This window comes from Paenibacillus enshidis (genome assembly GCF_042136365.1).
Taxonomy (GTDB): domain Bacteria; phylum Bacillota; class Bacilli; order Paenibacillales; family Paenibacillaceae; genus Paenibacillus; species Paenibacillus enshidis.
In genome coordinates this window covers 40440-61852 of the sequence record NZ_JBHHMI010000006.1, presented here as the reverse complement: position 1 = coordinate 61852, position 21413 = coordinate 40440, and the positions used below count along the sequence as shown (strand labels likewise).

The 21413-nt window shown below is 51.6% G+C and carries 19 protein-coding genes; 11 read left to right on the top strand and 8 right to left on the bottom strand.

Going from position 1 to position 21413, the window contains the following annotated elements; translation table 11 throughout:
• Positions 1 to 369: 369 nt before the first annotated feature.
• Positions 370 to 2061 (bottom strand): methyl-accepting chemotaxis protein, encoded by a 1692-nt coding sequence (locus ACE41H_RS09045; protein WP_375354894.1) that lies wholly within the window; start codon positions 2059 to 2061, stop codon positions 370 to 372.
• A gap of 382 nt (positions 2062 to 2443) precedes the next feature.
• On the opposite strand from ACE41H_RS09045, the gene ACE41H_RS09040 reads away from it, so the two are divergent.
• Complete coding sequence (locus ACE41H_RS09040) at positions 2444 to 3841, top strand: L-cystine transporter (RefSeq protein WP_375354892.1); 1398 nt, start codon at positions 2444 to 2446, stop codon at positions 3839 to 3841.
• A gap of 99 nt (positions 3842 to 3940) precedes the next feature.
• On the opposite strand, the gene ACE41H_RS09035 is transcribed toward ACE41H_RS09040, so the two are convergent.
• Positions 3941 to 5029 (bottom strand): M24 family metallopeptidase, encoded by a 1089-nt coding sequence (locus ACE41H_RS09035; RefSeq protein WP_375354890.1) that lies wholly within the window; start codon positions 5027 to 5029, stop codon positions 3941 to 3943.
• A 203-nt stretch (positions 5030 to 5232) separates the two neighbouring features.
• Here ACE41H_RS09035 and ACE41H_RS09030 point away from each other — a divergent pair, with 203 nt between their 5' ends.
• A complete protein-coding gene (locus ACE41H_RS09030; protein WP_375354888.1) occupies positions 5233 to 5736 on the top strand; it encodes a GNAT family N-acetyltransferase in 504 nt (167 codons plus the stop codon).
• Between the two features lie 43 nt (positions 5737 to 5779).
• Here the strand turns inward: ACE41H_RS09030 and ACE41H_RS09025 are convergent, their stop codons facing one another.
• The 3 genes from ACE41H_RS09025 to ACE41H_RS09015 all read right to left on the bottom strand — a co-directional run bounded on the left by ACE41H_RS09025 (position 5780) and on the right by ACE41H_RS09015 (position 7924).
• Entirely contained in the window at positions 5780 to 6205 is a 426-nt protein-coding gene (locus tag ACE41H_RS09025) for a threonine/serine exporter family protein (RefSeq protein WP_375355066.1), read from the bottom strand.
• Complete coding sequence (locus ACE41H_RS09020) at positions 6205 to 6981, bottom strand: threonine/serine exporter family protein (protein ID WP_375355065.1); 777 nt, start codon at positions 6979 to 6981, stop codon at positions 6205 to 6207. The genes ACE41H_RS09025 and ACE41H_RS09020 overlap by 1 nt, the downstream gene beginning before the upstream one ends.
• Before the next feature lie 109 nt (positions 6982 to 7090).
• A complete protein-coding gene (locus ACE41H_RS09015; protein ID WP_375354886.1) occupies positions 7091 to 7924 on the bottom strand; it encodes a hypothetical protein in 834 nt (277 codons plus the stop codon).
• Positions 7925 to 8205: 281 nt separating this feature from the next.
• Here ACE41H_RS09015 and ACE41H_RS09010 point away from each other — a divergent pair, with 281 nt between their 5' ends.
• The 3 genes from ACE41H_RS09010 (at position 8206) to katA (ending at position 11422) form a co-directional block, all read left to right on the top strand.
• The gene (locus ACE41H_RS09010; RefSeq protein WP_375354884.1) at positions 8206 to 8937 is read left to right on the top strand and encodes an HAD family hydrolase; all 732 of its coding nucleotides are present in this window, start codon (positions 8206 to 8208) and stop codon (positions 8935 to 8937) included.
• 73 nt (positions 8938 to 9010) lie between these two features.
• Complete coding sequence (locus ACE41H_RS09005; RefSeq protein WP_375354882.1) at positions 9011 to 9691, top strand: serine/threonine-protein kinase; 681 nt, start codon at positions 9011 to 9013, stop codon at positions 9689 to 9691.
• Between the two features lie 276 nt (positions 9692 to 9967).
• On the top strand, positions 9968 to 11422 hold the full coding sequence (katA, locus tag ACE41H_RS09000) for a catalase KatA (RefSeq protein WP_375354880.1): 1455 nt from the start codon (positions 9968 to 9970) through the stop codon (positions 11420 to 11422).
• A gap of 249 nt (positions 11423 to 11671) precedes the next feature.
• Here katA and ACE41H_RS08995 read toward each other — a convergent pair whose 3' ends face one another.
• A complete protein-coding gene (locus ACE41H_RS08995) occupies positions 11672 to 12580 on the bottom strand; it encodes a DMT family transporter (protein WP_375354878.1) in 909 nt (302 codons plus the stop codon).
• Between the two features lie 97 nt (positions 12581 to 12677).
• Here ACE41H_RS08995 and ACE41H_RS08990 point away from each other — a divergent pair, with 97 nt between their 5' ends.
• Positions 12678 to 13562: a LysR family transcriptional regulator gene (locus tag ACE41H_RS08990; RefSeq protein WP_375354876.1), complete on the top strand. Its 885-nt coding sequence runs from the start codon at positions 12678 to 12680 to the stop codon at positions 13560 to 13562.
• A gap of 43 nt (positions 13563 to 13605) precedes the next feature.
• Here ACE41H_RS08990 and ACE41H_RS08985 read toward each other — a convergent pair whose 3' ends face one another.
• Entirely contained in the window at positions 13606 to 14604 is a 999-nt protein-coding gene (locus ACE41H_RS08985) for a glycosyltransferase (RefSeq protein ID WP_375354874.1), read from the bottom strand.
• Positions 14605 to 15579, bottom strand: a complete 975-nt coding sequence (locus tag ACE41H_RS08980; RefSeq protein ID WP_375354872.1) for a phosphotransferase — start codon at positions 15577 to 15579, stop codon at positions 14605 to 14607.
• A gap of 407 nt (positions 15580 to 15986) precedes the next feature.
• Here ACE41H_RS08980 and ACE41H_RS08975 point away from each other — a divergent pair, with 407 nt between their 5' ends.
• The 5 genes from ACE41H_RS08975 (at position 15987) to ACE41H_RS08955 (ending at position 21410) form a co-directional block, all read left to right on the top strand.
• Positions 15987 to 17201 (top strand): ROK family transcriptional regulator, encoded by a 1215-nt coding sequence (locus ACE41H_RS08975; protein WP_375354870.1) that lies wholly within the window; start codon positions 15987 to 15989, stop codon positions 17199 to 17201.
• Between the two features lie 19 nt (positions 17202 to 17220).
• Complete coding sequence (locus ACE41H_RS08970) at positions 17221 to 18228, top strand: asparaginase (protein WP_375354868.1); 1008 nt, start codon at positions 17221 to 17223, stop codon at positions 18226 to 18228.
• Between the two features lie 52 nt (positions 18229 to 18280).
• On the top strand, positions 18281 to 19603 hold the full coding sequence (locus tag ACE41H_RS08965; protein WP_375354866.1) for an ABC transporter substrate-binding protein: 1323 nt from the start codon (positions 18281 to 18283) through the stop codon (positions 19601 to 19603).
• 74 nt (positions 19604 to 19677) lie between these two features.
• Positions 19678 to 20571: a carbohydrate ABC transporter permease gene (locus ACE41H_RS08960; RefSeq protein ID WP_375354864.1), complete on the top strand. Its 894-nt coding sequence runs from the start codon at positions 19678 to 19680 to the stop codon at positions 20569 to 20571.
• On the top strand, positions 20571 to 21410 hold the full coding sequence (locus ACE41H_RS08955) for a carbohydrate ABC transporter permease (RefSeq protein WP_375354862.1): 840 nt from the start codon (positions 20571 to 20573) through the stop codon (positions 21408 to 21410). Before ACE41H_RS08960 ends, ACE41H_RS08955 begins: the two co-directional genes overlap by 1 nt.
• Positions 21411 to 21413 lie beyond the last annotated feature (3 nt).

Below are 21413 nucleotides of genomic sequence, written 5' to 3'. Positions count from 1 at the left end.
AGAACCATTTCAGATGAAAAGAGCGAGTATCGTGGTCTAATTCCACAAAATACTCGCTCTTTCTCATATACATATACATATACATATACATGGCATTGCGCATGAAGAACATAAGCTTGAGAACAGGAGAAGCTCGCCCCTGTTCCCGGTTTTTATACCCATCAGAAACCGCAATACATTGGCGATTTCTGATGGGCATTTTTGAAGCAGGGAGACGCACGGAGCAGCGGAGAGAACGAAGCAATTCCGGAAAAGCGGAGCGGTCGCCTTTGGCCCGAAGGGTCAACAGCGATTGTAGGAATGCTTCGTTCCCGGAGCGTCTCACAACCCCCCCCAAGAAATGCCCCAGACCACCCAATATTGCAAAATCTACAATTTGAATTTGAGCACAGCCTGCTGCAGAGCGGAAGCTTCTTCGTTCAGCTTGCGCACGGTAAGGGTATGGTCATCCATTTCGGCCAGCTGTTTTTCCGCGCTGTGTCCGATCTCCTGCAGCATTTGCTGCGCTCTGGCCGTAATTTGAGCAGTTTCCTCCACAGACGCGCTAACCTCCTCAGAGCCTGCAGATACCTCTTCAGTCGCGGCGGATACGGCCTGAATGGTCAGATTGACATTCTGGATCAGATCCATCAGCTCGTTGAAGGCTGCACCGGCCTGTTGTACCAATTCGGTTCCGGATACAATTTCGGTATTCACCCGATTCATGGAATCGACAGACTTTTGCGAATCTTCCTGAAGTGTGAGCAGGTAGTCGGAAATTTGCTGTGTCGCGGTTTTCGACTGTTCCGCCAGCTTACGAACCTCTCCTGCTACCACGGCGAAGCCCCGTCCATGTTCGCCGGCGCGTGCGGCTTCTATGGAGGCGTTCAGGGACAGCATCTGAATCTGCTTCGTGATCTCAAAGATGGAGGATACAACCTCGCCAATCGCTTCCGAGCGTTCGTTCATCGTACTTACATACCTCAAAGATTCCTCAGCGGCTTGTCCAACAAGATTCATCTGTGAAACCGCGTTTTGAGCCAGTGTATTTCCGCCTACCGCCTCATCGGCGGCTCTGCTGATCTGGTCCGACACCTCGCCGGACGATGCAGCGATATGCTGAATCCCCTGTGTAATCTCTTCCATTGCGCGCGCATTTTCGGAGGCTGAGGTGGCAATCGTTACGCTGCCTTTCGTCACCTCCTCGGCGGAACGGGCTGACTGCCGCGTGGTGCCGCTGATGGTGTCCACCCGGTGCAGCAGCTCGTGAGATCCCTCAACAACAGCATTTGAGGTGGATAATACTTGTCCGATCATTTCTTTCAAATTGACGGTCATTTTTCGGAAGCTTCCGGCCAACTGCGCGATTTCGTCCTGCCCCCGGATGTGCAAATCACGGGACAGATCTCCTGCGGCGATTTGCTCGCTATGCTTCAGGAGCTCGGCAATCGGACGGGTAATTTTGCGGACCGTCAGTGTGGAAACAACCCAGCCTGCTGCAATGACCCCGACCGTAATCAACAGGCAAATCCAGAAGATCTGGTTGGATTTCTGTTCGATGAAGCCGACATCCGTGTTCACAGCCACAATCAAATTGCTTCCCGGAATCGAGTAAAAGGCTGTCTTATGTACCCCGTACTGATCCTTGTGCACGCCGCTGATTTGTCTCTCATGGCTGTCTATAGCCAGCTGCATTTCATTCATGAAAGGCAGCTTGTCCCCAATCTGATAAGCAGATTTGGCATTGCGGGCGACAACGGCCACCTCCTGGTCCGTAATGGTCGCAAGGTAGGCGGATTCCAGTTTGAGACTGCTTACCTTGTCCTGAAGGTAAGATTCCACCGTCATGACGGCCCCCGCTCCGCTCTGACGGGTTTGCAGGGCCTGCGTGGCATTCAATTTGCTGTACAGCTCCTGAGCACCGGTTTCAAGGGATTGAACGGACTGTGGAACGACATAGCTGTTGATGATACTCATGGATACGGCATAAAAGCTGATGCTGAATAGCAGCGAAGCAGCCAGCAGAATAGCGATGTTTAATAGCTTCAGCTTGGCTGCGATAGAGCGGTTAAAGCGCAGCATAAGTGCTCTCCTTTCATATTTCTTCGGGCTAATCTGCCCATGGTAATCCTGTAGCCATCATGATTGCGGACGGATGCACGCCGCCATGCGCATGCAGTCATGCCGGCGCTTTGCAGCATCCGTAACACTTTAGAACTAGGATAGTCCTATTTTACAAAATCAACCGCAGGTTGAATAGTAAAATCTAACTAGAATATAAAATAAAATATGAACCTAAAGTAGTATTTGACATATACATCACATGAAATAAAATAAATCATACCTGTTTGGTGGGGAATTGTGGTATAGTGTTCAGTGCGGCTATTTGCCCGGGAAAAAGAAAGCCGGAGGCTTAATTGTTGCAAAGCTGCCGGACAAATACAAAGAGAGAGGGGAAATCTTTATGGATACATTTCTGGTTGTTTTAAATGTTGTAGTTATGCTGGTACTGCTGGGCATTTTGTACTGGATGCAGAGAAAGCATATTTCGTTTACGAAAAGAGTATTTACCGGCCTTGGCCTTGGGCTTGTATATGGTGTCATTTTACAGCTTGTATATGGTGCAGGCTCGGATACAATAGCCAAATCGGTGGATTGGTTCAACCTGGCGGGCAATGGATATGTCAAGCTGCTGCAAATGATCGTCATTCCGCTGATCATGGTGTCTATTATCTCGGCCATCATGAATCTGAAGGGCAAACAAAATCTGGGGAAAATGAGCTTCTCCATTATTGCGGTGCTGCTGATTACGACTGCGATTGCCGCAGCCGTCAGTATCGCGACCAGCCTGTCCTTCAACCTGACGGCGATTGAGATTAATGCAGGGGATGCCGAGCAGGCGCGCGGCGCGGCACTGGAAGAGCGTGTAGGCGAGGTAGAGGATTTGACCATCCCGCAGCAGGTGCTGTCATTCATCCCTGCCAATCCTTTTGAAGATATGACGGGGGCACGCAGCACTTCAACGCTGGCTGTAGTTATTTTCTCGGCATTTGTGGGCGTGGCCGTATTGGGATTGGACCGCAAGAAGCCTGAGCAGGCGCAGACCTTCCGCAATGTGATTGAGGCGGTCTACGGGGTGGTCATGCGCATCGTCACCATCGTGCTGCGTCTGACACCATATGGTATTCTCGCTCTGATTACGAAAGTGGTGTCGACCACCAACCCGGATGAAATTTTAAAGCTGATCAAATTCGTGCTGGCTTCTTATGTGGCACTCTTGATCATGTTTGTCATTCACCTTGTGCTGATCGCGCTGTTTGGCTATAATCCAGTCACTTATGTACGGAAGGTTCTGCCCACCCTGGTGTTTGCGTTCACTTCCCGTTCCAGCGCGGCTACCATTCCGCTGAATGTGGAGACACAGACCCGCAAGCTCGGCGTGTCCGAGGGAATTGCGAACCTGTCCGCGAGCTTTGGCGCTACCATCGGACAGAACGGTTGTGCTGGCATTTATCCGGCGATGCTGGCTGTTATGATTGCACCGACCGTTGGCATTGATCCGACAAGCTGGGATTTCATTCTTACCCTGATCGCCGTTGTTGTCATCAGCTCGTTTGGTGTGGCCGGTGTGGGCGGCGGCGCAACCTTCGCTTCCCTGATCGTGCTGTCCACACTGAATATGCCTGTAGCGCTGGCAGGGCTGCTGATTTCCGTCGAGCCGCTCATTGACATGGGCCGCACTGCGCTGAATGTCAATGATTCGATTACGTCAGGCTTGATCTCCAGCAAGATTCTCAAGGAGAATAATCAGGATGTATATAACGACCGCGGACCGGATCTGGATGTGGCGGCAACATCTTAAGCTGTAAAAAAACGCTGCGGCGTTTAAGAGAAAAAGGGACTGCTCCCCGTCATCGCTGATGACTTGCGGGAACAGTCCCTTTTCACAATCCGGCTTGTATTATGCCAAAATTTTAAGGTCTTTGGGGAAGGAGGTCAGCACCTCGACGCCATCTGCGGTAACCAGCACATCGTCTTCAATGCGGACTCCGCCTTTGCCTGCAATATAGATGCCCGGTTCAACCGTAAAGACCATGCCCTCCACCAGCGGATCTTCATTGGCGCCATGCAGGGAAGGGTATTCGTGAATGCCCAGGCCAAGGCCGTGCCCTACGCGGTGATTGAATGCCGGTCCGTACCCGGCTGCTTCAACGACAGCCCGCGCAGCTTGGTCGACAGAAGCGCAGCTGACCCCAGGACGTGCGGCTGCGATCCCTGCCAGGTTAGCCTGAAGCACGGTATTATAAATTTTCTCAAGCTCGGGGGACAGGCTGCCGAAAGCAAACGTTCTGGTAATGTCGGATGCGTAGCCGTCCGCGTACACGCCCATGTCGATCATGAGCAGATCTCCGGGAGTCAGCTTTTTCGTCCCTGGTTCCCCATGAGGCATAGCCGTCTTGGCCCCGAACAGCACCGTTGTATCAAATGAGGGCCCGTCTGCTCCCAGCTTCTTCATCCGGTATTCAAGCTCGGCGACCAATTCGACCTCAGTCATGCCCTCTCTGACATGAGTCAGCCCGCCGCGCAGCACCTCCTCTACCAGATGCACGGCATGCTTCAGCCGCTGCATTTCATCAGCCGATTTTCTAACCCGCATCTCGCGCAGCACCGGTCCGAGATCTTCGTAGCGCTGTGCGCCCACCGATGTGGAAAGCGCTTCGTAGCGTGCGACGGACACGTGCTCCTTTTCAATAGCGAACACATCCATGCTGCCGCCGATGAATCTTTTGAGAAGCTCATACGGATTATCCGTGTCGGTATGAGTAACGATGCGGCTGACGGAAGAGCTCTCACGGGCCTTATCTTCATCCAGCGCAGGCACGATGAGCACAGGCTCCTCCCCGCTCACGAGCAGGAGTCCGAGAAATCTTTCATGCGGCTCGCTGGCGAAGCCGGTCAAATAATAGATATGTGTGGGGTCGGTGACCAGCAAACCTTGCCATCCGTTGTTGGCCAGCGCGTTAAATAACGTATTTATTTTATCAGCCATATGATTTCTCCCTTTCCAAATTCGTTCTATAATTATTATAAATCTGCCCGGAGCAGATATGCAAAGCAAGGATGTCTCAGTCTCAGATTTTGTCCGGGCATCGTGCAAAACGGATGACGCTCCTGCGGCTCCTCCTGTACAATAGGCATATTACACAGGATGTATATTTTGGTTTTTTTAGGTCATTTTAGGAGGACATTTATATGGAACAGTACATCATCGATTTTGCCCGCTTGGAGGATTTGCCTGCGATTGTCGATATCTATAACTCTACCATTCCCGGCCGGATGGTAACGGCGGATCTGGAACCGGTGACTGCAGAAAGCCGCAGACCCTGGTTTGAGCAGCATCATCCTGAGCGGCGGCCACTGTGGGTCATGCGCACCGGAGATGACATTGCCGGCTGGGCAAGCCTGCAGTCCTTCTATGGAAGACCGGCCTATAACGGCACGGTTGAAATCAGCATTTATGTAAGTGAAGCTTTCCGGGGAGCGGGAATCGGCGGCCGGCTGGTACAGCATGCGCTGCAGGAATGTCCGGGACTTGGCGTACAGACGGTGCTGGGGTTTGTGTTCGGCCATAATGAGCCAAGCCTTGGTCTGCTGCGCAAGTTCGGGTTTGAACAGTGGGGGCTGTATCCGGCTGTAGCCGTACTGGACGGCATTGAACGCGATCTGGTCATTGTAGGCCAGCGCGTCGAAGACTGAATGAGCAAGAAAGTCAGGGGCATGCACGTTGCATTCCCCACATTCAGAACTTCTTGACCTGCTTCAGCATCTGGTTGAATACTTCGGAGGCAATAAGACCGACGGCAATGGAGCCGGAGATCATGAGCGCCTGTGCGGCAAGCTCGGCAGCTCCGGCATATTCATGTTCCACAAAGCTGCGCATGGCATCATAGGCGATGCCTCCGGGCACCAGTGGAATCATGCCTGCCACGCTGAAGATGATGACCGGCATTTTATACCATCTTGCTATGGCCTGGCTTAAAACTCCGATCACAAAGGTGGCGGCAAACGTGGCCAGCAGGGTGTCCCAGCGGTCGACGGTGTAAAAGTAGACTACCCATCCCAGCATGCCGACAAAACCGCAAAGCGCCAGTGACCTGCGCGGCGCATGGAACAGAATGCCAAATGCGGCGGAAGCGATAAAGCTGGTAGCGAGCTGTTGAAGTATCATAGTATTCCTCCGCTCCCCCAGATGGAAAAGATCAAAGCGACGCCGGCCCCGATGGCAAAGGAGGTCAGAAAGGCGTCAGCCCCTTTGGACAGACCTGATACCAGGTGGCCTGCCATCAGGTCTCTTATGGCGTTGGTGATCAGCAGCCCGGGCACCAGCGGCATGACAGAGCCGATGACAATGGTGTCCAGCTGGTGTCCGAATCCGGCAGTAACGAACAGTGAGGCGGCCAGCCCGACCAGGAAGGCGGCAGAAAATTCGGCGAAAAACTTCACCTGAACGAGCCGGTGAAAATACTGTACTGCCGCAAAGCCGACGCCACCGCAGATGAAGGCTGCGGGAAAGTCGGCCCATATTCCACGGAACATGATCATGAAGCATCCGCTGGCCGCAGCGGCCGCGAAGAGCTGCAACCAAACGGAGTAAGCCTGGGGGCGGCACTCCACCTGCCTGAGCTGTTCGACGGCCTGGACGGGGGACAGCTCACCTGCACCGATCCGGCGTGATATGTTGTTAACCTCAACCACCTTGTGGAGATCCGTTGTCCGCTCCATGATGCGGATCAGCTTGGCCGGTTCCGTACCGTCCATGGAAAAGATGATCCCCGTCGGAGTGACGTAGCTGTGTGAGTGCAGGACACCGTAAGCGGCGGCAATGCGTGACATCGTGTCTTCCACCCTGTAGGTCTCCGCTCCGCTTTGCAGCATGACTTTTCCGGCCAGCAGACACACTTCTATGATGTCATAACTGGAATATTGCAATGTGTTGTTCATGAACCTATTGTAGCATGAACCGCCTCTGTCTAGACAGTGTCCGCGAAACAGAAAAAAACCGCCTGCAATGCAGACGGCAGAGTGCGAAATAGATGAGATGATGCTTTGGTCAGGATTCCATGACAACGGTATAATAGGACTCATCCAGATGGTCGGCCGCCTCGGACAATCCCATCGCTCGGAGCTGGGATGTGACAAACGCCCGCAGAAGGGAATCGGTGAACAGGTGCTTCGTCTGGGCGTCCCGCACAAAGGCAAGCCTGGATTCCACCGAGGCATTCAGAAAAAATTCCTGAATTCTCCTGCTGTCCTGATCCCAGAGCAGCATATCCGGCAGGCTAAAAGGAGTGTGAGCACGCTGCTCCGAAGAGAGCGGCACAATGCCGAGCCCGTTCAAGGTTTGTACGGCGATACTGCGGCGGCGCGTCATGCGCAGATCCTTGATATAGCGGACCATGTCTTCAATCGGATGAATGCCAAAGCGGGTCCGGAACAGCTCACGTACCATCTGCCGCCGCTCATCATAAACCGGGGCCTGACGGCGTGCCAGATCGTGCAGATAGGCGTCCGTATGTTCATAATAATGGGTGAGCGGGCTATTATCCGTATAGACAATGCTCAGGAATTCATGCAGATTGCGGGCGACCAGCCATACGCCGTTCCAGTGCATGGGAGATACACAGACCACTGGAGCCTGTGCAGGATCGGCAATAGCGCCGAAATCGGTCAAAAAACCGTACTGGAGCCCGTCCACGCCTGCGCGTGCGAACGGTATAACATCCGGCGGGGTCGACATGTACCGTATCCCCCGGCCGCGCTCCATAATCAATCCCAGATCGAAATCGAGGGAGTGCCTGTTCTCTTCAAGCTCCTGTTCAAAGTCGATAAGTTCCTGGATCAGCGTCGACAAGGAGCCATAGTTAAATTCAGAACCGGGCTTCATTCAAGTTCTCCTCCCTTACTGATGACATGCATTTTGTGTTCGTTGGGAGCCGGAAGGGCGGGAACCAACGGCTCTGATTACTGGACCGTAACATAAAAATTACGTGAAATTATACGAATTGTAAACCAAAATTATAAAAACTGCAGAAAAATGGTAAATAAGTATCATGAAACACTTTTGTCAAATGAGTGTAAAACACCGATGATTTCCCGGGTCTAATCTAAGTTATGTGCTTCGGGGGTTGCAGGTGCACGAAGTCTTTACAGAGGGGACAACAACATATGATATCGAAAAAATGGCACCAGGCGGTATTTTTTGACGTAGATGATACCATGTACGACCATTTGCAGCCTACCCGCGGCGCGCTTCAGCATGTGATGGGGCTGGACGATTCCTTTCCGTACGAGGCCGCCTATCACCGCATCCGTTATTACAGCGACAAGCTCGCAGCGGAGGGGGGACTGCTGCACAGGGCTCCAGGCACGTCAGAGCTGGAGGAGATGCGTATTCGCCGCTTCATACTCGCCATGCGGGAATTCGGGAGCGAGCTGTCCTGGGAGCAGGCGGCCCGATTGCAGGCTGAATATTTGGACCGCCAGTATCGAATCACGCCTTTTATAGGGGCCCCTGAGCTGATGAAAGATTTGGCGGATGCGGGGGTTCTGGTCGGGCTGATTACGAACGGTCCTGAAGAACACCAGCTTCAGAAAATCCGCGCATTGGCGCTGGAATCACATGTGGCCCCTGAGCATGTTTTTATCTCTGGAGCTGTAGGTTATGCGAAGCCTGATCCGCGTATATTCACTGCGGTGAACGAACGAACGGGAACGACCGCTGACGTGTGCTGGTATGTGGGGGATTCCTGGCGGAATGATGTCGTAGGCGCATCTTTAGCGGGCTGGAAGGTTCTATGGTTCAACCATCGGCAGACAGAGCCTGAGACAACGGAGCATTCCCCATATGGGACGGCTGCCAGCTACGAAGAACTGAGGGAAATGCTGCTGCCGACCTGAGAAAAACATCTATCGATATACTTTCAAGAAGACATACCGCGTTTAGCGGAGCACCGGAAAAGGGGAGATCGACATGAGTGAGGAATGGAGAAAGGCAGAAAGCGTTTTGCAGCGGATTGAAGTCATCGGCACCCCGGACAACACGCCTGTCACCATTAACGGTTATGCGGAAGGTGTGCACTGTATCGGCATCGGCACGGATGCTGCCGTATTTACGCTGGACTCCATGCCGGAATATGCATTCAAGATCTACTCGGAACTGGCCGCGGAGAAAAAGAGCGCCGAAGCTTCCGTTTATGAGAAGCTGCGGGGATGTCCCTCCTTTCCGGTATTTTACGGAGAAGGGGACAGATATATTGTGATCAGCTACGAGAAAGGGATTACACTGATGGATTGTCTGCTGCAAGGAATCCCCGTGCCGGAGCAGGTCATTCAGGATGTGGAGGAGGCCCGGGATTTCGTCAGATCCAAGGGGCTTAATCCGAGAGATATTCACCTTAAAAATGTGCTGCTGCAGAACGGGCGTGCCAAGGTGCTGGATGTATCCGAGTACGTCAAGGAAGGCGATGACAAACGGTGGGAGCATCTCGTATGGGCCTACCACACCTTTTATTCCGGATTTTCGGAAGCAAGGATGCCGTCCTGGGTTCTGGATACGATCAAAAATTGGTACTACCGGCTTGATAAGGCCAATCTGAATCTTGAAGAATTTGCCCAGCGGGTCAATCAACTGTTTTCCCGCTGGATTAAATAAGCGTAACAGGATTGCTATCTAACAGCATAAAAGGTCTCCTTAACCGCACTGGATAAGGAGACCTTTTATGCTGCCGAGAAAATTCCAGGTCAAATTGTCAAGGAAACAGAGGATGAATATTTCATAAAGTTCTCGTAACAGCATATATGTAATAGTAAATTTGAGAAAAGTTTTTATGTTTCATTCTATTTTAGAATTATTATAAAAAAAGATTGATTTTAATAAAGGGCTCATTTATAGTTGGGAACATATCAAGCATACGAGGTGATTCCGTTAATGAGCAATCAAAATCATTTGACTACAAGCTGGGGGGCTCCTGTCGGCGATAATCAGAACTCCATCACAGCCGGCCAACGCGGCCCTGTGTTGATTCAGGACGTACACCTGTTGGAAAAGCTGGCCCACTTTAATCGTGAACGTGTGCCTGAGCGTGTCGTGCATGCCAAAGGAGCAGGAGCCCATGGATACTTTGAAGTGACGAATGATCTGTCCAAGTACACCAAGGCAGCTTTCCTGTCCGAAGCGGGCAAGCGTACGCCGCTGTTTATCCGTTTCTCCACCGTTGCCGGTGAGCTCGGTTCTGCTGATACGGTTCGTGATCCGCGTGGTTTCGCCGTTAAATTTTATACTGAAGAAGGCAACTATGATCTGGTAGGCAACAATACGCCGGTGTTCTTTATTCGTGATGCGATTAAATTCCCGGATTTCATTCATACACAAAAGCGCCATCCGCAGACACACCTGAAAAATCCGAATGCGGTATGGGATTTCTGGTCTCTTTCTCCCGAATCTCTGCATCAGGTAACGATTCTGTTCTCCGATCGTGGCATTCCGGCAACCTACCGTCATATGCACGGCTTTGGCAGCCATACCTTCAAATGGGTAAATGCCGAAGGACAGGGCGTATGGGTGAAATACCATTTCAAAACAGAGCAAGGGATTAAAAACCTGGATGTGGAGCTGGCCGCCAAGCTGGCGGGTGAAAATCCGGATTATCATACGGAGGATCTGTTCAACGCCATCGAAAAAGGGGATTTCCCTGCCTGGAAGCTGTATGTTCAGATCATGCCGCTGGAGGATGCGAACACCTACCGTTTCGATCCGTTTGACGTAACGAAGGTTTGGTCGCAAAAAGACTACCCGCTGATCGAAGTGGGCCGCATGGTCCTGGACAGAAATCCTGAAAACTACTTCGCTGAAGTAGAGCAGGCTACGTTCTCCCCTGGCAACTTCGTCCCGGGTATCGAGGCTTCGCCTGACAAAATGCTGCAAGGACGCCTGTTCGCTTACTCTGATGCACACCGCTATCGTGTAGGCGCCAACCACAGCACACTGCCGATCAACCGTCCGGTTGCGGAGGTGAAGAACAACCAGCGTGACGGGTTTATGAGAGCGGATGGCAACGGCGGAGCAGGCGCGTACTACGAGCCGAACAGCTACGGTGGACCGACGGAAGCGTCTGAGCACAAGACAACGCCGTTTGCGGTGTCCGGTCTGGCAGAGAGCACAAGCTTCGATCATGACGATCACTATACCCAAGCTGGTGACCTGTATCGTCTGATGAGCGAGGATGAGCGTGTCCGTCTGATTGCCAACATCGCCGCTGCGATGAAGCCGGTGGAAAAAGATGAAATCAAAATCCGCCAAATCGGCCACTGGTACAAGGCTGACCCTGACTTTGGCACCCGTCTGGCGCAAGCGCTCGGCCTGCCCGTACCGCAAGGCGTTTAATAGTTACTTTAGCAGGTTGTGAGGGCTCCGAGAACGAACCATTCCTACAATCGCTGTTGACCCTCCGGGCCAAAGGCGAACGCTCCGCTTTTCCGGAATTGCTTCGTCCTCTCCGCTGCTTCGTGCATGTCCCTACTTAAAAATATCGAGAAAACATCGCCAATCTCGTGCGATGTCTAATCTGGCAAAAAAGGTCGAGAGCTGAGATTCCCCAGTTCTCGACCTTTTGTCCTTTATGCCTGGCTCTGATCAGGATTGGGCTGTACTGCTGCTTCTAGCCGCCAATCTGCGCTGCTTTCCATTAACGAGCAGAATGCTCAGCACAATCAGCACAAGCCCGGCGGCCAGATTCAGGGTAACGTGTTCACCCAGGAATAGCACGCTGCAGGTGATCGCAATCAGCGGAATCAGGAAGGTGAACGAACCGACCTTGCTGGCTTCACCGGAGCCGATCAGCTTGAAGAAGGTGAGCCAGCCGAGCGCGATGACAAAGACGGAAATAAACAGCATGTCATAGATAAACACAGGCTCCCATCGGATGGCCGTCCAGTCCTCCACGACGGCTCCGGAAGCCAGCAGCACAATGCCGCCGATCGTAATCTGGATCGCGGTCATCCATAACGTATCCACCCGCCCGGAAGTTTTCTTCATGTAGACGGTTCCGAGGGTCCAGGCCACGGCGCTGCCAATGGCGAGGAAAATTCCTTCCGGTGCGATATGTCCCGCCAGTCCGCCAATGCTGATGGCTGCCACCCCAAGGAAGCCAAGCAGCAGCCCGATCAGCTTTTTCCCGGACATTCCTTCGCCCAGCCACAGCCAGGCTGCAATGCCAAGCAGTACAGGTTGCAGGAACACGATGGCGGAGAACAGGCCTGCGGGAACATAGCCAAGCCCAATCGTCTGAAAGCCGTAAAACAGAACGATATTCAGCAGCGAGGAAATCAGATAGATGGGCCAGTTCTGTCTAAAGCGCAGCTCCCGAAAGCGCGGCAGTGCAACCAGGATCAATAACAGACCGGCAATGCAGGTCCGCAGTCCGGCGAACAGCAGGGGAGGTGTATACTCCAGGGCAAATTTGCTCAAGGGCCAGTTCACGCCCCACATGATGATCAGAAAAACAAGATACACGGCTGTCCGTGATCGTGAAAGCTTCGGCAAGACAAACCACTCCTTTCATACAATGCTTTATTATGATACAATGACTTTTATTATAAATAAAATGAATGTTTGTTATGAGGAGCATACCGTTTACGTTATGACGAATACACAACTGCAGTTATTTGTGAAAATTGCTGAAACCGGCAGCTTTACGAAAGCAGGGCAGGCGCTTAATATGACGCAGCCGGCCGTTAGCCGGGCCATATCCACTCTGGAGGATGAATTGGACGTGAAGCTGATCCTGCGCGACCGGCGGAACGGAATTGTCCTGACAGAGGTGGGCAACCGCATACTGGTGCTGTTTCGGGAAATCTTAAACGGGTTTGAGAAGGTGGAGCAAGAGATTGCCGCCGAGAAGGGGCTGGAGGTGGGCATCATCCGGATCGGGACCTTTACGTCAGCGTCCGCTTATTTCCTGCCAAAGATCATGCGTACGATCGGAGAGAAGTATCCGAATTTGCAGTTTGATCTGCATGAGGGAACGATTGACGAGATCCGGGGATGGCTTGAATCCCGTCAGATCGATGTCGGCTTTACGATTATGAAGGATGAGCAATTTGAGATGATCCCGCTGCTTAGAGAGGAGATGTTCGCGGTCATCCGTGACGGTCATCCGTTGTCCGCACACCCCGCCATTCGGATAAAAGAGCTGGAGCAGCAGCCCATAATTATCTGCAAGGGCGGTTTTGAAACGCCCATATATGAGCTATTCGCACAGGCAGATACCCCGCTTAAACCCAAATTTGTCGTGTCCAATCTTACGACACTGCTAAGCATGATTCAGGAGGGACTGGGTTTAGGGATCATGTCCGGCATGATGCAGGCATATCAGCCGCCGAATGTGACTACTCGTGCGATTGAACCGAAAGCATACCGGGATATTTATATGGCTATGCCTTCCTTCCAGGAAGCGCCGCTGGCGGTGAAGCTGTTTATCCGGACGGCGCTGGAGCTTTTCAGGCCTGAAAAGAACAGTTTATAAGCATTGACCGCCCGGATGTTTGAAGGCTGACGGGAGTGTGTGGTCAGTTCAGCCACTGCTCAAAAAAGCGGCGGTAGCCTTCCTTCATCACCTTGCTGGAGAAGTGCTCTAGCGCATAGGTCTTGTTTTCCATCGATACGGTATGAGGGGAAGCTGCCGCCATATTGACGAGCTCGAACCAGTTCTGTTCATTACCGGCAAAGGTATGGCGTGAGCTGATGTGGCCGTAACAGGCATGCTCGGGCTTGACGACGATTTTGCCCATCGCCATGGCTTCCGTCAGCGGCATCGCAAACGTATCGAATTTGGAGCAGCTCCAGTACACCTTGGCCGTATTCATGAGCGCAAATACGTCATTCTGGGATAAGGCGAACTGCAGGTTCACATTATGCGGGATGTCGTATTTTTTCATGCTTTCCTTGTATCTTTCGCCTCCGAAGACCATGAATACTTCCTTGTCCGGGTTGCAACGCGCATATTCCAGCACCACATTCGGACGCCGATTCTCCTCGTCCCTGCCGATCCACAGAATACGGTTCTGAACCACACGGGAAGGATCGAAATGCTTGTCCACGAGCTGTTCATTAAAGCCGATCGGAATGACGGTGACGTCATGCACGCCGAATTTGTCTGCCATCTCCCGTTTGAGGAAATCCGTCTGCACGATCGCTTTATTCACAATCGAATAGAACGGCTTCATCATTTCATAGCCAGTCAGGGCTGGATCGGGAAAGCTGTGCGGGAATAGCACGCTTTTCTTGAAGAACATGTTCAAAAAAGTAAACCCGGACACAGTATAGATCACATGCTCAATCTGCTGGCTATGCAGCTGATCCAGTACGATATCATAGTTGACGAGGTCGCCTTTTTCGTGTTCATAGCCTGGCAGCCAGTCATAACCGCTGACATGCCGCTCCGGGGAAATGAAGACGATCTCCACCCCCAATTCGCTGCCGATCTGCCGGAGCCTTTCCGCAAAAATACGCGGACCCTGGGCCTCTGTAAACTGAATTTTTCTCATTACTAATCCGACTTTGGTCATTTATTGTACCACCTTGTTTTCATAATTGTTATTGTAAAACAGCTCGTCCGCGCACTGTGTCAGGCTGTCCATTGTTTCACGGAGCTGGGTGCGCAGCGCTTCCTCCGGCCATACGCTGTGCCCTTGTTCCAGATCAGAGTGAATCAGCAGCAGCATCCAGATGGAGAAGACGGCTGCAAACAGGTAATATTCCCGTTTGAAATTATGCGGATGCAGCACTGCGCCGGATTGCAGCGCTTGATCTATATATGCTTCCAATAAGCGGCTTCGGCCCCGAGAGGTCATGCGCTTCGGAAACAGCGGGTGGGACATGTCGATCAGATGGTACAGGTCCCACAGCCGGGAATTCAAATGAGCATGCTCCCAATCCAGCACGATTAACCGGCCGTGCACACGTGTATAGTTGCCGAGGTGAAGATCACCGTGGCACAGGACATCCGCTTCTGTAAAGGGTAGGCGTTCAAGCAAATCGAAGAGGGAGCGGACGGTAAGCTGCGGCACTCCCAGGGACAGCAGAGCAGCTTCCGCTTCGGCCTGTCTTGCTCTTAGGTTTGCGGCAATGTCCTGAATGGGCGGCTTTGGCCCTTTCAAAGGGACTTGCCGTAACCCTTCGGTCGGCTGTCGATGCCACCATACCATGTGCGGGATGATGCTTAAAGCAAGTTCGTTGTCATAAACATGACGTATGGTTCCAAGATCCTCGAAGATCATCCAGCTGGTGTCCGGATCAAGGGAGTCCGACTTCGACAGCAGCTTGGGATATAGCGGCGGAAAGGAAGGCAGCAGATGCTCGTATACCCAGCGTTCCTTGCCCGCCTGCCCATCATTAGTCAAGGGCTTGAAAATATAGCTCTGATCAGGCGACACGTAAAAACGCTCCACATGCCTGCCGTTCATGCCGGTATACAGAGTTTCCTTTTTCCATATTCGCTGACCATCCAGCGTACCGTCCGGCAGTACGTATTGCTTCAGCATCTCCATGCCCCCTTGTCTCTGAAATCTCATTTTTGCTGCGTTAATATTGTACAAATGATGATATAAATACTATTTTCCATTGAAGGGTCTGGTATTTCAAGAGCAGGATATAGGAAAATTACGTGCTGCATCATCCTGACCGGGTTACATGCAGCGTCGGAGTCCTGGTTTGCTGTGAGCCACCAACAACAGGTAAGCAGTATTGGATGCACACATATTTCCTGGTTGTGTTAAGTATCCTAACATAATTAAAAATTATTCCTTGACATTAAGAATGGATCGGACTATATTTTTATCAAGTTGCAAGTAATGTTTCTTGAAATCACGTTGTAATGCATTGTTTTATAATTGATCTGTACATATAACACTATTTTTTTGCTTAATTAATTTCATGGTGAAATTAATATATGGAAGGGAAGATGCCAGTGTTTCTGGAAAAGCATGATCAGGAATTGATGCGCAAGAAGAACCGTATGCTCGTGTTTAACAGCATTCAGCAGCATCATCCGATTTCACGCACAGATATCGCCAGGCTCTCAGGGATGAGCGCCGCCACAGTGGGCAGGGTGGTTGCAGATCTGATTGAGCTGGGCCTCGTAAAAGAAACCGACCAAATATCCGGCGGTGTGGGCCGGAAGGCAACGATGCTGGAGCTGAACCTGGAATCGATCATGACGGTTGGTATTGAAGTGGACCGGAATTTGACGAAGGTTGCCCTAGTGGATTTGAGCGGCCGCATCATTGTGGAGAACCAGCAGTTGATTGATCAAAATGAGAAGCAACTGGACAATCTGATTGACGCTATTGTTCGTTTGGTCGCCGAAATGGCCGCAGAACAGGGCATTCCACATTCCAAATTTATTGGAGCGGGCGTCGGACTGCCGGGCATCATCGATTCGGAGCAGGGGGTGGTGGTGTTCTCCGCGCAGCTTGGCTGGAGGAATGTCCCGTTCGCTGAAAGGCTGGAAGCCAGGCTGAACATGCCGGTGGTGCTGGATAATGATCTGAAGGTTAAAGCCTTGGGCGAAAGCTCCTTCCGATCGTTGGATGTTATACCTGCTGAAACGGTTGAAAATATCACTGCACTGGTCAGCATCGGCAGCGGACTGGGGGCCGCTTTGATCATGAATCAAAAAATCTACCGTGGCTCCAGAAATATCGCCGGTGAGATTGGCCACTCCATCATTGATCCGAACGGCAAGCTGTGTGAATGCGGCAAACGGGGATGTTTGCAAACCTATATTACGGATCTGGCGTTGCTGCAGGAGGCCAACCAGATCAGAGAGGTGTCCAGTCTGCAGGAGCTGTTCCGGTATATGGAGCAAGGGGAGCCTTGGGCGAAAAGTATTATTGACCGGGCCTGCTCCTACATTGCGATCACCATCAACAATGTGGTATGCACCTATAATCCGAACAGCATTATTTTGACAGGCAAGTTCATCGAGGAGCATCCCGGCATGTTTGAGGCCGTAAATCTGAAGCTCCAGGAATTTATCGGGGAGCACTTCAGCGGTTCATTTGAGATGTTTCGTTCCAAGCTTGGCGAAAGGTCGGTAATGATCGGTGCTGCCAAACTCGTATTGCAGCAGCAGATCGATTACGGGCTTGTCCATAAATCATAGGGAGCAAATGGAGGCTGCTATGGAGGAAGTTCTGGTAAGGGAGTACCGTGCCGGTGTCGAAGAATGTGTACATACCGGACATATTTGCGGGGTTGACGGAACGGGCGGCGTGAAGTATTCGGTTGGCGATGTGCAAGCAATGACCTTCCTGAGATCTTCAGGCAAGCCGTTTCAAGCGATACCTGTCATCAAACACGGAGCTGATGATGCTTTTGGGTTTACGGATGCCGAAGGGGCCATTCTGATGGGCTCCCACCGGGCCGAGCCGTTTCATGTGCAAGCGCTGGAGTCGATCATGGGCAAAACGGGCATTCAGGAAGAGCAGCTCATCTGCCACCCGACCTATCCGCTCAGCGTATATGCGACCGAGCAGTTGCACCGTGAGCATAAGCCGAAGCGCCAAATCTACCATAACTGCTCAGGCAAGCATTTGGGCATTCTGGCTTTGTGCAAAGCTATGGGATATCCGCTGGAGGGGTACGGCCATCCTGACCATCCGGCGCAGCAGGAGATTTTGGAGACACTCGCTTATATGGCCGACCTCAAGAAGGAAGAAATCGCCTTGGGGACTGACGGCTGCGGTTTTCCGGTATTTGCGATGCCATTGCGTTCGCTGGCTGTCGCCTTCCTGAAGCTGGCTTGTCCAGACCTTATCGGGGATGCTGCTATCCGGCAGGCTGTTGAAAAAATCGTGCGCCGCATGAACGCCCATTATGAAATGGTAGCCGGTACCGATCGCATCTGTTCGAGTCTGTTGATGGATGACAATATTGTCGCCAAAGGCGGGGCAAAAGGGGTCTACTGCCTCGGATTGAAAAAAGAACGACTGGCCTTTGCCCTGAAAGTACTGGACGGTTCGGAGGATGAATGGCCCATCATTACAGCCTCGATTCTTGAGCAAATTGATTATGCCAACCAGGATACGATCGACCGCATGTACGAGCTGGCTCCACTGGACATCATGAATGACAACAAGCTTGTCGTCGGCCAAAATAAACCGGTATTTCATCTTAAAACAGTCAATTAAAGCAACCAAATTGATGTAACCAATTCATGCAATCCAGGGGAGTGGCTGAGTTATGAAAAAACAGGTATCCGCATTACTGGCAGGCGTTATTCTTCCTTTTTCCATTTTGGCAGGCTGCGGCGGGGGAAGCCCGGAAGGCAAGGCATCAGGCGGGGACAGCGCAGAGAAGGTTGTTATTTCTTATCTGGATCCTTTGCCAAGTGAAGAGCGCACAAGCTTCATGGAGGGCATGATTGAAAAGTTCGAAGCGGAAAATCCCAATATCGATGTCGAATACTCTTCCGTACCGTGGGAGGACGCGCATACCAAATGGATGATGATGGGTGCGTCCAAAACGCTCCCGGATGTCATCAGCGTGGATGACACCTCACTGGCCGGACTGGCAGCCGCCGGTTATATCGCCAATCTGCAATCCTACTACGATAGCTGGGATCAGAAGGATAAAACAACAGAGGCCTTCAAGCAGGCCAGAAACAAATATCAGGATCAGGTATACGCTATTCCGGACGCTTTCCTGCTGCAGGGGCTGTTTGTCCGCAGCGACTGGTTCAAGGAAAAGGGTCTCCCCGAAACGATCGAAACGTGGGACGACTACTTCAAGCTGGCTCAGGAATTGACGGACGAATCGAAAGGGCAGTACGGAATTGCTTTCCGTGGCGGTGCGCATGGCATTATCCGGGCAATGGAATACGTCATGGCGGCTGTTCACGCAGACAGCTGGTTTGATGCGGAAGGCAAATCCATCCTGTATCAGCCGGAAGCCAAGGAAGCCTTTAAAAGATTTTATGATATTTACCTGAATGGAAACGCGCCGTCCGAATCCGTCAACTGGGGCTTCAATGAGATGGTGCAGGGCTTTATGAACGGCCAGGCAGGTATCCTGAACCAGACGCCGGAGGTCATAGCCGTAGCGGAGAAAAACATGACGGAAGGCACCTGGAACGTGCTGCCGATGCCAAAGTCGGATGACGGCAAACGTTATATTTACTGGGGATACACAGCCGGATATTCTATCGCGGAAAATTCGGAGCATAAAGACGAGGCCTGGAAATTCATTGAATTTTTGAGCAAGCCGGAAAACAACCTGGAATACAGCAAAGCCAACACCAGCATCCCGATCTACCAGGAGTCGCTGCAGGATGAGTTCTTCAGCACAGGCCCGATTGCCGGTTATGCGGGTGCGATGGCGGATTCCAATATCGTGTTTGCAGGGCCGCCGAGCTATCTGCCGACACTCAGTGATTTTACAGGCACATTTGCGGTTACGGAGACACAAAAGTATATGATGAGGGGCCAATCGCTTGACGATACGGTCAAACATTTGGCCGATTATTTGACCGAAGCGCAAAGCAAATACAAGCAGCAGAATCCTTAAGATGATCTGAAGGAGAATGAAAACGCATAGCCAATTCTGCTTGGTTATGCGTTTTTCTTTAGGAAGGTGATGAGATGTTATCGAAAGGTGTTTTCCGGCGTTTTCAGCCATATCTGTTGTTGCTGCCTGCTATCGTGGTCGTGCTTGCTTTTTTCGCTTACCCTGTCGCCAAGGCTTTCCAACTGGCCTTTATGCATTATGTGCTGTTCGAGCCGAATAACATCGGGTATGCTGGACTGGAAAACTTTAGAGCGCTGTTTGCCGACCCCAACATGCTTCGCATTCTGCTGAATTCGATCATTTGGGTGATGGCTACGGTCGGATTTCAGTTTATTCTTGGTTTTGCGCTGGCTCTGGCTTTAAACTCAAGGTTTAAAGGGAAAAACCTGTATCAGGCCGTTGTATTTCTGCCTTGGGCGGTATCGGCTTTTCTGATCGGCATGATTTTCAAATGGATGTTCAGCGAGCGGGGAGGGCTGGTCAACCATCTGCTGCTGGAAACCGGACTGATCAATAAGTCTATTCCTTTCCTGGCTATTCCCTATGCATCCATCATTCCGGTCATCATCGCTATGATCTGGTACGGCGTTCCTTTCTTCGGCATTATGATTCTGGCCGCGCTGCAATCGGTTCCGGATGAAATGCTGGAGGCCGCAGATATTGACGGGGCGGGCAGATTCCGCAAGCTGTTGCAAATTATTATGCCATACATTAAGCCGACGCTCATCCTGACGCTGCTGCTGCGGGTGATCTGGGTCTTTAACTCTGCCGATCTGATCTATATCATGACCGATGGCGGACCAGCTAACAGCTCGCATAACTTGCCTTCCTATATTTTTAACAAGGTTGGTTATTCTGCCGATTTCGGCCAGGCTTCGGCGCTTGGCGTGCTGATGCTGATCGTGCTGATCCTGTATACGGTTGTCTTTCTGCGTATCACCAGATATAAGGAAGCAGGTGATCTGTAATGGCAGTATGGGTTCACAAAAACATGCCCGGGCTTGTCCGCTTTGTCGTGCTTGCACTTTTTTTGCTGGGAACGCTGGTTCCTTTCTACTGGATGTTCGTAACGTCTCTGAAAACACGCCAGGAAATCTACGGCTCTGTGCTGACATTGTGGCCGCAAAAGCTGACCTGGGACAATTATGTAAAAACGTTTCAGGATTCGGATTTTCTGCAGTATTTTGCGAATAGCGCGATTGTCAGTCTCGTATCCGGCCTGCTGGTTGTGATCGTTTCTATTCTGGGAGGGTATGCGCTGGCAAGATATCAGTTTAGAGGAAAAGGGCTCTTCCTGCTCGTTTTCCTGGCAACACAGATGATTCCGGTCATGGTGCTGCTCGTGCCTCTGTACATCGTCTTCGGGGAATTGGATCTGCTGGATAAGCTGCCTGCGCTCATTATTACGTATACGGCCATTAATATTCCTTTTTGCCTGATTACGATGTCCGGCTTTTTTCAACGCATTCCGGTGGCGCTGGAAGAGGCTGCCATGGTGGACGGCTGCAGCCGCATCCGCACCGTGGTCCAGATTATTTTGCCTATCATGCTGCCCGGGATTGTCGCCAGTTTTGTATTTGCTTTTACAGCGGCATGGAATGATCTGTTCTTCGGGGTGATGTTTACCGTAAGTGAGGATGTGAAGACGGTTCCTGTCGGTTTGAACGGGTTTATTCAGAAGTTTGATGTGAACTGGGGAGAGATGAGCGCTGCAGGCATGCTCTCGTTGATCCCGGTCATCATTTTGTTTGCATTTGTGCAGCGTTACATTGTTTCGGGTCTTACACAAGGAGCTGTGAAGGGGTGAAGG

Coding starts and splice junctions, on each gene's coding strand:
- ACE41H_RS09030 (WP_375354888.1), top strand. CDS start 5,233: ATGGAACAGTACATCATCGATTTTGCCCGCTTGGAGGATTTGCCTGCG.
- ACE41H_RS09015 (WP_375354886.1), bottom strand. CDS start 7,924: ATGAAGCCCGGTTCTGAATTTAACTATGGCTCCTTGTCGACGCTGATC.
- ACE41H_RS09010 (WP_375354884.1), top strand. CDS start 8,206: ATGATATCGAAAAAATGGCACCAGGCGGTATTTTTTGACGTAGATGAT.
- ACE41H_RS08965 (WP_375354866.1), top strand. CDS start 18,281: ATGAAAAAACAGGTATCCGCATTACTGGCAGGCGTTATTCTTCCTTTT.
- ACE41H_RS08960 (WP_375354864.1), top strand. CDS start 19,678: ATGTTATCGAAAGGTGTTTTCCGGCGTTTTCAGCCATATCTGTTGTTG.
- ACE41H_RS09035 (WP_375354890.1), bottom strand. CDS start 5,029: ATGGCTGATAAAATAAATACGTTATTTAACGCGCTGGCCAACAACGGA.
- ACE41H_RS08980 (WP_375354872.1), bottom strand. CDS start 15,579: ATGCTGAAGCAATACGTACTGCCGGACGGTACGCTGGATGGTCAGCGA.
- ACE41H_RS08970 (WP_375354868.1), top strand. CDS start 17,221: ATGGAGGAAGTTCTGGTAAGGGAGTACCGTGCCGGTGTCGAAGAATGT.
- ACE41H_RS08975 (WP_375354870.1), top strand. CDS start 15,987: ATGGAAGGGAAGATGCCAGTGTTTCTGGAAAAGCATGATCAGGAATTG.
- ACE41H_RS08985 (WP_375354874.1), bottom strand. CDS start 14,604: ATGACCAAAGTCGGATTAGTAATGAGAAAAATTCAGTTTACAGAGGCC.
- ACE41H_RS09045 (WP_375354894.1), bottom strand. CDS start 2,061: ATGCTGCGCTTTAACCGCTCTATCGCAGCCAAGCTGAAGCTATTAAAC.
- ACE41H_RS08990 (WP_375354876.1), top strand. CDS start 12,678: ATGACGAATACACAACTGCAGTTATTTGTGAAAATTGCTGAAACCGGC.
- ACE41H_RS09005 (WP_375354882.1), top strand. CDS start 9,011: ATGAGTGAGGAATGGAGAAAGGCAGAAAGCGTTTTGCAGCGGATTGAA.
- ACE41H_RS09040 (WP_375354892.1), top strand. CDS start 2,444: ATGGATACATTTCTGGTTGTTTTAAATGTTGTAGTTATGCTGGTACTG.
- katA (WP_375354880.1), top strand. CDS start 9,968: ATGAGCAATCAAAATCATTTGACTACAAGCTGGGGGGCTCCTGTCGGC.
- ACE41H_RS08955 (WP_375354862.1), top strand. CDS start 20,571: ATGGCAGTATGGGTTCACAAAAACATGCCCGGGCTTGTCCGCTTTGTC.
- ACE41H_RS09020 (WP_375355065.1), bottom strand. CDS start 6,981: ATGAACAACACATTGCAATATTCCAGTTATGACATCATAGAAGTGTGT.